This window comes from Asticcacaulis sp. (genome assembly GCF_051956075.1).
Classification (GTDB): domain Bacteria; phylum Pseudomonadota; class Alphaproteobacteria; order Caulobacterales; family Caulobacteraceae; genus Asticcacaulis.
Genome location: NZ_JBQCGA010000061.1, coordinates 99,535 through 112,571, shown reverse-complemented (window position 1 = coordinate 112,571; position 13,037 = coordinate 99,535). Strand labels below are relative to the sequence as shown.

The 13,037-nt window shown below is 62.5% G+C and carries 12 protein-coding genes; 6 read left to right on the top strand and 6 right to left on the bottom strand.

The window, feature by feature from the left end; genetic code table 11:
• Positions 1-37: 37 nt before the first annotated feature.
• From ACTHLA_RS17110 to ACTHLA_RS17090, 5 genes are all read right to left on the bottom strand, one after another.
• A complete protein-coding gene (locus tag ACTHLA_RS17110; RefSeq protein ID WP_440192304.1) occupies positions 38-754 on the bottom strand; it encodes a sensor histidine kinase in 717 nt (238 codons plus the stop codon).
• Positions 744-1,235, bottom strand: a complete 492-nt coding sequence (locus tag ACTHLA_RS17105; protein WP_440192301.1) for a response regulator — start codon at positions 1,233-1,235, stop codon at positions 744-746. The genes ACTHLA_RS17110 and ACTHLA_RS17105 overlap by 11 nt, the downstream gene beginning before the upstream one ends.
• An 89-nt stretch (positions 1,236-1,324) precedes the next feature.
• Positions 1,325-1,711 (bottom strand): I78 family peptidase inhibitor, encoded by a 387-nt coding sequence (locus ACTHLA_RS17100; RefSeq protein WP_440192298.1) that lies wholly within the window; start codon positions 1,709-1,711, stop codon positions 1,325-1,327.
• 5 nt (positions 1,712-1,716) lie between these two features.
• Positions 1,717-2,211, bottom strand: a complete 495-nt coding sequence (locus ACTHLA_RS17095) for a DNA polymerase III subunit chi (RefSeq protein WP_440192295.1) — start codon at positions 2,209-2,211, stop codon at positions 1,717-1,719.
• 2 nt (positions 2,212-2,213) lie between these two features.
• A complete protein-coding gene (locus tag ACTHLA_RS17090) occupies positions 2,214-3,695 on the bottom strand; it encodes a leucyl aminopeptidase (RefSeq protein WP_440192292.1) in 1,482 nt (493 codons plus the stop codon).
• Positions 3,696-3,916: 221 nt separating this feature from the next.
• On the opposite strand from ACTHLA_RS17090, the gene ACTHLA_RS17085 reads away from it, so the two are divergent.
• From ACTHLA_RS17085 to rsmA, 6 genes are all read left to right on the top strand, one after another.
• Positions 3,917-5,077: an LptF/LptG family permease gene (locus ACTHLA_RS17085; protein WP_440192289.1), complete on the top strand. Its 1,161-nt coding sequence runs from the start codon at positions 3,917-3,919 to the stop codon at positions 5,075-5,077.
• A gap of 14 nt (positions 5,078-5,091) precedes the next feature.
• Entirely contained in the window at positions 5,092-6,216 is a 1,125-nt protein-coding gene (locus ACTHLA_RS17080; RefSeq protein ID WP_440192286.1) for an LptF/LptG family permease, read from the top strand.
• An 80-nt stretch (positions 6,217-6,296) separates the two neighbouring features.
• The gene (locus ACTHLA_RS17075) at positions 6,297-8,999 is read left to right on the top strand and encodes an LPS-assembly protein LptD (RefSeq protein ID WP_440192283.1); all 2,703 of its coding nucleotides are present in this window, start codon (positions 6,297-6,299) and stop codon (positions 8,997-8,999) included.
• A 77-nt stretch (positions 9,000-9,076) separates the two neighbouring features.
• The gene (locus ACTHLA_RS17070; RefSeq protein ID WP_440192280.1) at positions 9,077-10,411 is read left to right on the top strand and encodes a foldase protein PrsA; all 1,335 of its coding nucleotides are present in this window, start codon (positions 9,077-9,079) and stop codon (positions 10,409-10,411) included.
• 9 nt (positions 10,412-10,420) lie between these two features.
• On the top strand, positions 10,421-11,440 hold the full coding sequence (gene pdxA, locus ACTHLA_RS17065) for a 4-hydroxythreonine-4-phosphate dehydrogenase PdxA (RefSeq protein WP_440192277.1): 1,020 nt from the start codon (positions 10,421-10,423) through the stop codon (positions 11,438-11,440).
• Complete coding sequence (rsmA, locus tag ACTHLA_RS17060) at positions 11,437-12,261, top strand: 16S rRNA (adenine(1518)-N(6)/adenine(1519)-N(6))-dimethyltransferase RsmA (RefSeq protein ID WP_440192274.1); 825 nt, start codon at positions 11,437-11,439, stop codon at positions 12,259-12,261. Before pdxA ends, rsmA begins: the two co-directional genes overlap by 4 nt.
• A gap of 133 nt (positions 12,262-12,394) precedes the next feature.
• Here rsmA and gmk read toward each other — a convergent pair whose 3' ends face one another.
• A complete protein-coding gene (gene gmk / locus ACTHLA_RS17055) occupies positions 12,395-13,036 on the bottom strand; it encodes a guanylate kinase (protein WP_440192271.1) in 642 nt (213 codons plus the stop codon).
• Position 13,037: the final 1 nt, after the last annotated feature.

Below are 13,037 nucleotides of genomic sequence, written 5' to 3'. Positions count from 1 at the left end.
TTTGGATAAGGAAGAGCGACTTTAACAAAAAAACACCTTACGGATTTTTCGACAGCGTAAACGCCACCGTCAGACCGGCGCCGCGCCCGGACGGCTCCAGCCAGATTTCGCCGCCGTGCTGAAGCACGATCTTGCGCGCCAGGGTCAGACCCATGCCGACGCCCGGATAGGCGTCGTCGGTATGCAGCTTGCGCAGAGGGCGGAACACATCGTCATAGAACATGGCGTCGATGCCGACGCCATTGTCCGACACGCGAAACTGCCAAAAGTCCGCCTTTTCTTCGACCTGAATGCGAATATCCGGCGCCGCCTCGCTGCGAAATTTCAGCGCATTGTCGATCAGCGCGTAAAACAGGGTGAACATACGTCCCGGATCAGCGGTGATTTCCGGCATGCGCGGATAGTTGAGCACGCCCTTGGTGGCGTCCAGCCGTGGCTGGGCCTCCATATAGCAGCGCGCCAGCACGATCTCCAGATCGCAGACGGTCGAGACGCGCGGCACCGTGTTCAGCCGCGAAAAGGCCAGCAGCCCCTGAATCATCTCGCTGAGCTTCTGCCCGCTTTCGACAATCAGGTCGAGATGCAGTTGATCGTCGTCGGTGACCGTCTTGCCGACCTGTTCTTTGAGGATTTGCGAGAACGCGACCATAGAGCGCACCGGCCCGGCCAGGTCATGCGAGACGATATAGGCGAAGTCGCGAAACTCCTCCTCGGCGTCGGTGGTCGTTCTGGCTGTCACCAGATCATCGTGCATCCGCATCGACTCCTTCCCGCTTCGTCGCCCCTGCCGGCGGCAGCACCGCCAGCATAAAGAAAAACTGCTCGATCATGGTGATCGCCGCCCGAAAGGCGGTCAAGTCGCCGGGTTTGGCGACATAGGCGTTGGCGTGCAGGTCGTAACATCTGGCGATATTGGTAAGATTGCCTGAATTCGACATGACGATCACCGGAATGTGACGCAAATCCGGGTCAGACTTTATCGCTTTCAGCACGTCGAGGCCGCTCATGCGCGGCAATTGCAGATCCAGCAGCACAAGATCCGGATGCGCGACGCCCGCATATTCGTCTTCCCCGCACAGGCGCGCCAGCGCCATTTCTCCGGTTGACGCCATGCTGAGATTCGTCGCGACCCGCGCTTCGCGAAAGGCGTGCGCAGCCAGAAGGGCGTCGCCGCGATTGTCGTCGATCAGCAGGATTTCCGCCGCGCGCCCCTCCGCAATGCGTATCTTATCCATAGGGTCTCCCAACCGCGCCGCCTCACGCCTGTGATTCGTTTGGCTCTGCAATCATTGGACGATAGGATGCCACGAACGGTTGCGCCTATCTACCCACATTTCACCGATGTGATCAGTCCGGTGTCTGAATTGAAGGTAATGGTCTGGCGGTCGGCGCGGTATTCCTGCGTCACCACGCAGGTCGAACACACCACCCGCCGCATCGACGGATCGAGCGGCACGGGAATATCGGTGCGCGGCTTGCCGACCAGATATTGCAAAGGTTGCGCGCCGCACTGATCGTCCGCCATCGGCTTGAGTTGCGGCGCGGGCGCAGGCGTTTCCTGCGTCGGCGCGGGACGAAGCGGAACCGGCATGGACGGTCGCGGCGACGGCGGCGACGCATCCGGCGAAGATACGGGCGAGGTCGTCGCGCACCCGGCCAGAACCAGCAGCCCCGCCGCGAATCCCACCGCGCCTGCGGCGATTGTCGTCACCCTGATCACTGCATCTTCTCCCATCTGCCGTTGTCGTTCTGCTTCCAGTAGGCCAGCTTGCGTCCCTCGCCCTTCAACTGCTTCCACAGCGACCGCGCCCAGCCGAGATGACCGTCATCGCCGCCTTCAAACACGATCAGGCAGCGCTGCAAGGACGCCATAGCGCCGGAATCGGGCAAATTTACGGGCGCGACCGACAGATAAACGTCCGGCGCATTGCTCAAACTGCCGCTGTCGCCCAGCAGGACTGGCTGCTGCGCCGCATTCGGCTCGCTCTCCAGTCCGTGCGCCAGAAACGAAGCCGGAGCATAGGTCCACAGATGCGCGTTCAGCGCCTCAAGCCGCTCATCGTCCGCGCCATGCACATAGGCGCGCCAGCCGCGTTGCAGCGTCCGCTCCAGCAGTTCCGGCAGGGTCTGCGCCAGCGACCGGCTTTCCAGATGATAGAACCAGAATTCCGGCCCGGACGCCGCGCCCGCTTCGAGATCGCCATCCGGCATGGTCAGCCTTCGTAATAGCTGGCCACAAGCTGATTCAGCGTGCGCACGCCAAAGCCGGTCGCGCCTTCCGGCACGCTGGGGATGCGCTGCTCATTGGTCCAGGCGGTCGGGGCGATATCCATATGCGCCCACGCCAGGCCGTTGACGAAGCGCTGCAGGAACAGGGCCGCGGTGATCGAGCCCGCCGGACGTCCGCCGATATTGCGGATGTCGGCGATTTTCGAATCAATCTGCTTTTCGTACTGCGCGGGCAAGGGCATGCGCCAGGTGTTCTCGCCCGCCGTCTTCGACGCCGCGCCGATGCGCTCGGCCAGTTGGTCATTATTGCTGAACACCCCGGCGTAATCGGTGCCGAGCGCGATGATCATGGCGCCGGTCAGGGTGGCCAGGTCGATCATGAATTGCGGCTTGAAGCGGTCCTGACAGTACCAGAGCGCGTCGGCCAGCACGAGACGGCCCTCGGCGTCGGTATTGATCACCTCAATCGTCGTTCCCGACATCGCCTTGACCACGTCGCCCGGACGCTGCGCATTGCCGTCCGGCATGTTTTCGACCAGGCCGACAATGCCGACCGCATTGACCTTCGCCTTGCGCCCGGCCAGGGCGATCATGGTTCCGACCACGGCGGCCGAGCCGCCCATGTCCCACTTCATATCCTCCATGCCCTCGGCGGGCTTGATCGAGATGCCGCCGGTGTCGAAGGTCACGCCCTTGCCGACAAAGGCGACCGGCGCGTCGCCGTCCTTGCCGCCTGTCCATTGCATGACGACCAGCTTCGATTCGCGCGCGCTGCCCTGCCCGACGCCTAAAAGCGCGTTCATGCCCAGCTTCTGCATCTCGGCGACGCCCAGAACCTCGACCTTGAGGCCGACGCCCTCAAGCGCCTTCAGACGGTCGGCGTAGGATTGCGGATAGAGGACATTGGCGGGCTCCGACACCAGATCACGGGCGAACATAATCCCGTCGCGCAGCGCCGCCAGCGGCGCAAACGCCGCTTCAGTCGCCGCCGGGTCGTCACAGACCACGGTGACCGTCTTCAAAGTCGGCGCCTTGTCCAGCTTGGCCTGCCCGAAATACTTGTCGAAACGGTATCCGGCCAGTTGCAGCCCTAAATAGGCCTGCGCCGCCACATCCGGCGCAAAGCCGCTGAGATCGAGGCTCAGACTGGCGAAGCCCGACGCCTTGACCGCATGATAAAGACCGGCGGCCAGCGTCTCCATGGCGGCGGCGTCCAGCGTCTTCAGATCGCCCGCGCCGACCACAGCCAGCCCCGCCGCCGTGAGACCGGCGGGCCGCCCGACAATCTGCGTCTTGCCGCGCGCGCCCTTGAAGCCGAGCGTGGCGAGCTGCGCCAGAACGTCGTCCGCCAGAGCCTTGTCCAGTTTGGCGAAACCCGCGCTGGGCGTCTCGCCCTCGCCAAGAATGACGGCCAGAAGGGTATGCTCGGCGGGCGCGGCGGCAAGACGATAATCGGGCGACGGCATGGGATGCGATTCCTTGTAACAGGTCTGCGAAAGCTTGCTTCATGACCTAGGCGACGGCTGTTTCTTTTGCAAATGGTTTCGCGACATTGTGACCATGCGTCGGGCGCGGCGTCGCGCCTGCGCACAAAATTTGTGCGGCGCGACGGGGCGGCTTGTAATTAACCGCGTAAGCGGTCAAAAGGGAGCGGAACACGCCGCCGCTATAGGTCACGCCTTACGTAATGCGCACCCTCGACCGCTATATATTCCGTCAGACCCTGACGCCGGTGCTGGGCGCCGTCGCCGCCCTGACGGCGATTGCGCTTCTGAGCCAGTCCCTGTCGCAGTTCGACCTGGTGGTCGAGCGCGGGCAAAGCACCTGGACCTTCCTGCGCATCACGCTTCTGTCGCTGCCGCAACTGGCGGGCATGATCTTTCCTATCGCCCTGTTCGTCGGCGGACTGGTCGCGCTGACGCGGCTGCAGGGCGAGTATGAGTTCACCGCCGCCTACGCCAGCGGCATGTCGCTGGCGCGCATCGCTTATCCGGTGGTGCGCATCGGCGTCTATTTCACCCTTATCAGCCTGGTCGCCAATCTGTTCCTGCAACCGCTGACCGCGCGCGCCATGCGGCACGAGCTGTTCAACATCAAGAACGACCTCGTCGCCACCCTGGTCAAGGAGGGCGACTTCTCGACCTCGGCGACGGGTCTGACCATCTATGTCAAGCGCATCGACCAGAACGGCCTGCTGCGCGACATCTTCATCCGCACCCCGGCGACGGGCGGCCACGACCGCACCTATGCGGCGCGCGAAGGCCGCATCATCAAGCAGGGCGGTCTGTCCTATCTCGTCATGCGTCAGGGCTCGACCGAACAGGTCAATGATCAGGGCGCGCTCGACCACACGACCTTCGACGAATACAGCATCGACATCACCCCCTATTTCGCCACGGACGATTTCCTGCAATTCAAGGAAAGCGACCGCTACATGCACGAACTGTTCTTTCCCAATCTCAAACTGCCGGGCATTGGCGGCGACTGGGACCGGGGCAACTGGCGCAAATTATACGCCGAGGGTCATGCGCGGCTGGCTTCGCCGCTCTATAATCTCAGCTTCCTGATGCTGGCCCTGCTCGCCGTTATGGGCGGCGGCTTCAGCCGCAACGGCTATGGACGCCGCATCGCCATCGCCGCCGCCGCCGCAGGCGGCACGCGCATCCTCGGCATCGTTGTCACGTCTGTATGCGCCAGCGCGGCGCCGTTGAACATTCTGCAATACGCTGTGCCGCTCGTACCGATCTATCTGTGCGTACAGGCCATCCGCAAACGCGACCGGATGCTGGCCACCAGCGGCGGCCTGACCGCGGTTGGCGCTTCCGGCCAGTTACAGCCGCTGACTTAGGGGGGACGCCAAGGATGCTGAACGCCGTACTGTCCACCCTCAATCCCTGGCGCAAGAGTCGGCTGGAAACCTATATCCTGCGCACCTGCATCGCCATGTTCGGCGCAGCGCTGGCGGTTGTTTCGTGCCTGATCGTGCTGGTCAACTATGTCGAGATTTCGCGCACCCTGGTCGGCAACGCCGATCTGTCCGGCGTATCGGTTATCGGCCTGGTGCTGGAAAAATCACCCAGCACCATCCTGATCCTGCTGCCCTTCGCCTTCCTGTTCGGCGCGATCCTGGCCTTTATCGGCCTGAACCGCCATTCCGAGCTGATCGCCATGCGCGCGGCGGGCGTCTCGGCGTGGCGCTTTATCCTGCCCGCCACGATTCTGGCCTTCGCCTTCGGCGTCGTCACCCTGACGGTTCTGAACCCGGTCGCTTCGCATCTAAGCGACGCCTATGACCGCGTCACCAATCCGGTGGACCTCGCGACCGCCGGGACGCAGACCGTATATATGCGTCAGGGCGACAACGATCAGCAGATGATCATCCGCGCCGAATCGCAGCAGGCGGGGCCTGTGCATCGCCTGAAGGGCGTCACCTTCTGGATCTACAACGTCACCGGCAAGGGTCGCCCGCAATTTGACGAGCGCGTTGACGCCGAGAGCGCCGATCTCAACACCGGCCACTGGCTGCTGCGCAATGCGCGCGAATACACGCTCGACAAGCCGGTTCAGGCCTATGACGTCCTCAGCCTGAACTCCAATCTTGACCCCGAAAAGGCGTTCAAAACCTACGCCAACACCGAGTCTGTCGCCTTCTGGCAGTTGCCGGGCTTGATCGCGCGCAACTCCGCCTCCGGCGCCTCAACCGCGCTCTATGAGCTGAAGCTGCACGAACTGTTATCGACGCCGCTGATGTTCGCCGCCATGACCGCGCTGGGCGCCGCCTTCTCCTTACGCCTGATGCGCCTCGGCGGCATGACGCAGTTGGTGATTTCCGGCGTCAGCCTCGGTTTCGTCATCTTCTTCGTTAATCAGTTGTTTTCCTCAATGGGCAAGGCTGGCGTGATTCCCGTCGCGCTGGCCGGATGGTCGCCCTCCGTACTGGCCCTGCTCGCCGCGATGACATTGCTTGTTTATACGGAAGATGGATAGCTCATGGCGGCGCGCGCAGCGTACACGACGAAATTGTGCTATGTCACATGCCTGCCGGCGTGGACGGCGCAATCCCTGGCATGAATCTCTTTAGGGCGATGATGAAGCGGTACTCCCCGAACCTGAGCGCCGGACTGGTGTCTTTCATGGCGATGAGCGCGGCCTGCGTCGGCGGCGCCCACGCCGCGCCGCTGCTCGCCAGCGCCGCTGCGGACGGCGACCATACCGGCATGCAGCTATCGTTCGAACTGGCGATGGCCGCCGCGGCGCAGACCACTCCGCCCGCCGCCACGCCCAATAAGGCCGCCACGTCCGCCACATCGCCCGAATCGGATCAGCCCGGCCCAGACGGCCTGAAGCCGGGCGCGGCCTATGTCGAGGCGGATCAGGTCCAAAGCCCGGCGCAAAACCAGTTCGTCGCCAGCGGCGCCGTCGAGATGCGCTACAAGGACCGCACGATCAACGCCGATCAGGTCCAGTACAATTCCGACACCGGCGTCACCGTGGCGACCGGACACACCCGCACCATCGACGATGACGGCACGATTCAAGACGCCGATTCCATCACTTACGACGACAATATGAAGTCGGGCGTCAGCTATAATTTCGCCGCCATCAGCCGCGACAACGCCAAGGTGTTCGCGCGTAAGGTCGAACAGATCGACCCGAACACCAATGAGCTGACCAATGTGATCTATACGCCCTGCGACCTCTGCGTCGCGCACGGCAAGACACAGGAACCAAGCTGGTCCATCCAGGCCTCGCGCGTCACGCAGCGCAAGGACCAGAAGATGGTCTATTATCAGAACGCCATCCTGCGCCTGCAGGGCGTTCCGGTCGTCTATATGCCCTATATGTGGACGCCGGACCCGACTCTGGACCGCGCTTCAGGATTTCTGGAGCCCAAGATCGCATTTGGCCGCAAGCGCGGCTTCTCCTATGAGCAGCCCTATCTGTGGTCGATCTCGCCCTACCAACAACTGATCATCAGCCCGCAGCTCAACGCCAGCGTCGCGCCGCTGCTCAACATCGACTATCAGCGCAACTTCTATTCCGGCCTGCTGCACATCCGCGGCGGCGTGACCAACGAATCCTTCTTCGACAATCACGGCAACAAGATCGGTCCGGCGGAAATCCGCGATTACATCCTGGCCGACGGCGCCTTCAAGATCAATGATAACTGGCGCTGGAACTTCACGGCGCAGCATGTGAGGGACGATTTTGCGGCGGGAAGCTATGATGGCGGCCAGCTCTCGCTCCCGCGCGGCGGCGTCTACGCCAACTTCTTTGAACGCTACAATATCGACGGCGCCTTCGATAAGGTCGGCGACTTTTCGGTCGATGACCGCCAGTTGATCAATCAGCTGAATCTGATCCGGCAAACGCCGAACAGCTACTTCGCCCTCACGATGGCCAGCTTCCAAAGCCTGCAAATCGCGGGCTATCTGGATTACAATCCCGCCCTCAACGCCGCAGACCAAAATCTGGTTCAACCCTACGCCACCGATTCCGCCCTCTACCCTGTCATCGCGCCGATGATCGAAGGCTACTGGTCGCCGCGCGCGCGTATTTTGGGCGGACAACTGACATTTTCGTTCAATGCGCTCGGTTTGCAGCACAAAAAAATCGGCGCTGGTACACTTCCAGACCTATTTCCCAACTACGGGAACTATACCAACGACGAAAGCAATGGATTTGATAGCGTACGTGGCAGCATTGGTGTCAACTACAGCGGAGGTATGACGACGAGCGGCGGCTTACGCTGGGGGCCCGTGCTTGATTTACGCCATGACGAATATCGTCTCTATGGCTTATCAAAAACCAATCTGGTCCTCGCCAAAGATAACGTAAGCATCTCACGCGACCTGGCCACAGCAGGCTTTAAGGTCAGCTATCCGCTGCTGCGCAAATTCAGCGGCGCGACGGTCGTGGTCGAACCGATCGGCGAATTCCTGGTCTCGCCCAACGCGCAGCAAAGCCCATATCAGCCCAACGAAGACAGCCAGAGCGTCGAGTTCGACGAAACCACCCTGTTCGCTATCAACAAGGCGCCCGGCTTCGACGTTTATGAAGGCGGCGCCCGCGCCAATCTGGGCCTGCGCACCAGCGTGACCTTCACCAGCGGCCGCTCGTTCGACCTGCTGGTCGGCCGCACCCTGCGCAATAAGCCGGAAGATCAGTTCTTAAAGACGTTCACCGTCACGGATAAATCGGGTCAAAGCGGCGCCTATACCTACGACCCCTCCGGTCTTGGCGGGAAAAACTCTGACTGGATCGTAGATAGCTCGTTTGTCCTCACCAAGGGCCTGAACGGCTATGAGCGGCTGCGTCTCGACTCAAGTACTTTTAAGCCCGTTCAGGGCGAATTCGGCTTGAGTGCGATCACGTCAAAAACTCAGGCGACCTTGCGCTACATTTTCAACGACGTCCTTACCGAAGCGCAAATTCAGACGCTTTATCGATCCGCCACCGTCCTGCCTTCGCAGGAAGGACTCAACACGACCGGCGACAATTACCGCGATCTGCAACTTTACGCTCAGCATTTCTTCACGAAAAACTGGGGTGTGTCGGCGCGCGTTGACCGCGATCTGGTTCTGAACACCTGGCATCGGTCGACCGTCAGCCTGATCTATAAGAACGATTGCATCTGGTATGAACTGGTGTATCAGAAGAACGACAGCCAGTTGGTCAATTATAACCATAAGCCGCAGTCCACGATACTGTTCCGACTTAACTTCGCCACATTGGGAACGTCTGGTCACAAGTTCTCCGACGTGCGTTAATCCTGACAAAGCCATACAACCGACGAATGCCCATTATGCGATTTTCAACCTTCTCCGCCGACTCTTCCAAGCTTAGGATGGCCCTGCGCCACGGCGCGGCAGCGGCGGCGTGCATTATGGTCGTGATCGCTGGCGGCGCATCTGCGCAGGGCCTGACCCCGCCGCCCCTGACCGCCAACAGCGGCGACGCCGCCTTCGATTCGCAGGCCCCGCTGACGGCGAACACCCAGGCGCCGCAATTGCCGCAGCTCGGCGAAGGCGTGCTGGTGTCGGTCAACAGCGACATGATCACCTCCTACGATCTGAAGCAGCGCATGCTGCTTTTGATCGTCACCTCCGGCGTTCAGGTCACCCAGGACAATTACGCCGCCTTCCAGCAGCAGGCTCTGAACAGCCTGATCGACGAAAAGCTGGAAATGCAGGAGATGAATCACTGGAAGCTCAAGGTCACCGACAAGGAGGTCGATGACGAACTGAAGCGCATGGCCGGTCAGAGCAATATGAGCAAGGACCAGTTGCTGGCCGAACTCAAGCGCGTCGGCGTCGAGGCCGACACCCTGCGTCAACAGATCCGCGCGGGCATCGGTTGGCAGGAACTGGTCGGCGGACGCTACCATTCCAACGCCGCCGTCGGCTCGGCCCAGGTGGACGCCATGATGGACAAGGTGATCGCCGACGGCCAGAAGCCGCAATATCTGGTGTCGGAAATCTTCATCGACCCGCAGGTCGCCGGCTCCATGCAGGCGGCGCAGCAAGGCGCGCAACAACTGTACGACCAGCTCCAGAAAAAGGTCGCCCCGTTCCAGGCCGTCGCGCGCCAGTTTTCCAACGCGCCCTCCGCCGCCAATGGCGGCGATGAGGGCTGGCTGGTGTCCGGCAATATCGACCCGGCCATCGAAACCGCGCTCAAGCAGTTGCAGCCTGGCGAGATGAGCCCGCCGGTCATGACCAAGGACGGCGCCTATATTCTGCTGCTGCGCCGCAAGACCGACGGCAATGCCGACATGCTGTTCCATCTGAAAGAGGCCGCTGTGCCCTTGTCGGACGGCAATGGCTCCGCCGCCCTGACCGCGTTCAGCGACCGGGTCAAGACCTGCGACGCCTTTGACGATCAGAACGAAAAGGCCGCTTCCGGCGTGCAACTGGTCGATCTGGGCGAGGTGCAGCTCAGCACCCTGACGCCGGAATATTTCGACGCCCTGCATCCGCTCAAGGAAGGCGAGGTCACCTCCCCGCTGAAAAACAGCCAGAACACCAATATCCTCTATGTCTGCAGCCGCCAGTTGGCGGGCGACAACGCCCTGTCGCGCAGCCAGTTGGAGGATAATCTGGTCAATCAGCGTCTCGCCATGCTGGGCAAGCGATACTTACGCGAACTGCGCGCGTCGGCGACGATTGAACACCTCCAGTAAGGAGGCGCTATGACCGCATCCGCATCTCCGCTGATCGTCAGTCTGGGCGATCCGTGCGGCATCGGCCCGGAGATCATCGCCGCCGCCTGGCGCGCGCTGAAAGACCAGCCGCATCTCGCCTTCGCCGTACTGGGCGACGCCGATCTTCTGAGCCTTTATGCCCCGGTCGCGCGCTGCGCCGCGCTCGCCGATGCGCCGCAGACCTTCGCCAACGCCCTACCCGTTTTGGATCGCCCGCTGACGGCCTCTGCCACGCCGGGCCAGCCGGACGCCGCGCACGCGTCGCACATCATCGGCTGGATCCGCGAAGGCGTCGAGCTGTGCCAAAGCGGCGCCGCGCGCGCCCTGATCACCGCCCCCATCGCCAAGTCGGTGCTGTACGGCGCCGGTTTCAGCTTTCCCGGCCATACCGAATATCTGGCCGATCTGTGCCGCAACGGCGAGGTCGCGCCGCGCCCAGTCATGATGCTGACCGCGCCCGACGCCGCCAACTCCGGCGCCCTGCGCGTCGTCCTGGCCACCATCCATGTCGCGATCGAAGATGTTTCCGAACATCTCAACCCCGCCGTTATCACCGAAACCGCGCGCATCACCCACGCCGCCCTGATCCGCGACTTTGGCGTCGCCAATCCGCGCATCGCCTTCGCCGCGCTTAATCCGCATGCCGGCGAAGACGGCGCCATCGGGCGCGAGGAGATCGACCTGCTGCGCCCCGTCGCGCATCACTTGCAAAACGAAAGCATCGACATCACCGACCCGCTGCCCGCCGACACCCTGTTCCACGCCGAAGCGCGCCGCGCCTATGACGCCGTCCTGTGCATGTATCACGATCAGGGGCTTATCCCTTTGAAGGCGTTAGACTTCTGGCGCGGCGTCAACATCACGCTCGGCCTGCCCATCGTGCGCACCTCGCCCGACCACGGCACGGGCTTCGCGATTGCGGGCAAGGGCAAGGCGCGCCCCGACAGCCTGATCGAAGCGATCCGCGCCGCCGACGCCATCGCCGCCAACCGAAGCCGCGCCGCATGACCGACCTGCCCACCTTGCGCGAAAGTCTGGAGCAGCACGGCCTGATGGCGAAAAAAGCCTTCGGCCAGCATTTCCTGCTCGACCTCAACGTCACGCGCAAGATCGTGCGTCTGGGTGGCCCGTATGACGGCGATACGGTGATTGAGGTCGGCCCCGGCCCCGGCGGCCTGACGCGCGCCGTGCTGGAAACCGAGGCCTCGCGCCTGATCGCCATCGAGAAGGACGCGCGTTTCATCGACCTGCTCGAAGAACTGAAAATCCCGTATGGCGAACGCTTTGAGGTCATCGAAGCCGACGCGCTCAAGGTTGACGAATCTGCATTGCTTGCGGATCGCAACCTGCCGCCGCGCGCGCATATTGTCTCCAACCTGCCCTATAATGTCGGCACGCCCTTGCTGATCAAGTGGCTGACCGGGCCGTGGCGGCCTCTGTCGATGACGCTGATGTTCCAGCTTGAGGTCGCGCTGCGCGTCGTGGCGCCGGTCGGGGACGATGATTATGGCCGTCTGTCGGTGATTGCGCAGGTCTTGTGCGACTGTGAGAAGATCATGGACCTGCCCGCGCGGGCCTTCACCCCGCCGCCGAAAGTGGACAGCGCGGTGGTGCGGCTGACGCCTAAGGCGGAGCGACCTGACGACGCCCTTGTCAAAAACCTCGAAAAACTGACCGCCGCCGCCTTCGGTCAGCGCCGCAAGATGCTGCGGGCTTCGCTGAAATCCCTGGGCGGCGAGGCGCTGCTGGTCCGGGCGGGAATCGAGCCGACCTTACGCGCGGAGCAGGTGGCGCCGGGGGATTTTGTGAGGATGGCCGGACTGCTCTGAACCCAGTTACGGGGTCTGGGGCCAATGGCCCCAGCCTTCCTCTTTTCCTTTTCGCCATCCGCCCTTTGGGGCGGGTGTCGAAAAGGAAGACAGGAAAGATGTGGGGTCATCGACCCCACGCCCCATAACCGGTTCAGATCGCCTCCGCCATCAGTTCATCGACAAACGGCGCAATCCATAATCCCCGCGACCGCCGCGACGCCTCGGCATGATAGATATGCGCCAGCTCCGCATAGGACCGGTCGAAATCGTCGTTGAGAATGACATAGTCATATTCCGCCCAGTGCGCGATCTCGCCCTTGGCGCGCGTCAGACGACGCTCGATCACGTCCATCTCGTCCTGCGCCCGCGCCACCAACCGGCGGCGCAGCTCCAGCATCGACGGCGGCAGGATGAACACCCGCACCACGTCCGACGGCGCCTTGACCGAGATGCGCTGCGCCCCTTGCCAGTCAATGTCGAACAGCACATTCTTGCCCTGACTCAACGCCCGCTCCACCGGCTCGCGCGGCGTGCCGTAGCGCGCATCATGCACCGGCGCCCATTCCAGCAGCGCATCGCCCTGCACCAACTCATCCATCGCGCCGTCAGTGATGAAGTGATATTCGCGCCCGTCCTGCTCGCCCGGACGCGGACCGCGCGTCGTCACCGACACCGACAGCTCCAGATCGCCATGATCGGCCATCAGGCGACGGCACAGGGACGTCTTGCCCGCGCCCGACGGCGCGACGACGATCAGCATTAGGCCGCGTCTCAGTTTTTGCGTTTGGGACATG

Bases quoted from the DNA above. Each gene is read 5' to 3' on its own strand.
- ACTHLA_RS17070 (WP_440192280.1), top strand. From the start codon at position 9,077: ATGGCCCTGCGCCACGGCGCGGCAGCGGCGGCGTGCATTATGGTCGTG.
- ACTHLA_RS17090 (WP_440192292.1), bottom strand. From the start codon at position 3,695: ATGCCGTCGCCCGATTATCGTCTTGCCGCCGCGCCCGCCGAGCATACC.
- rsmA (WP_440192274.1), top strand. From the start codon at position 11,437: ATGACCGACCTGCCCACCTTGCGCGAAAGTCTGGAGCAGCACGGCCTG.
- ACTHLA_RS17110 (WP_440192304.1), bottom strand. From the start codon at position 754: ATGCACGATGATCTGGTGACAGCCAGAACGACCACCGACGCCGAGGAG.
- pdxA (WP_440192277.1), top strand. From the start codon at position 10,421: ATGACCGCATCCGCATCTCCGCTGATCGTCAGTCTGGGCGATCCGTGC.
- ACTHLA_RS17105 (WP_440192301.1), bottom strand. From the start codon at position 1,235: ATGGATAAGATACGCATTGCGGAGGGGCGCGCGGCGGAAATCCTGCTG.
- gmk (WP_440192271.1), bottom strand. From the start codon at position 13,036: ATGTCCCAAACGCAAAAACTGAGACGCGGCCTAATGCTGATCGTCGTC.
- ACTHLA_RS17085 (WP_440192289.1), top strand. From the start codon at position 3,917: ATGCGCACCCTCGACCGCTATATATTCCGTCAGACCCTGACGCCGGTG.
- ACTHLA_RS17095 (WP_440192295.1), bottom strand. From the start codon at position 2,211: ATGCCGGATGGCGATCTCGAAGCGGGCGCGGCGTCCGGGCCGGAATTC.
- ACTHLA_RS17075 (WP_440192283.1), top strand. From the start codon at position 6,297: ATGAATCTCTTTAGGGCGATGATGAAGCGGTACTCCCCGAACCTGAGC.
- ACTHLA_RS17080 (WP_440192286.1), top strand. From the start codon at position 5,092: ATGCTGAACGCCGTACTGTCCACCCTCAATCCCTGGCGCAAGAGTCGG.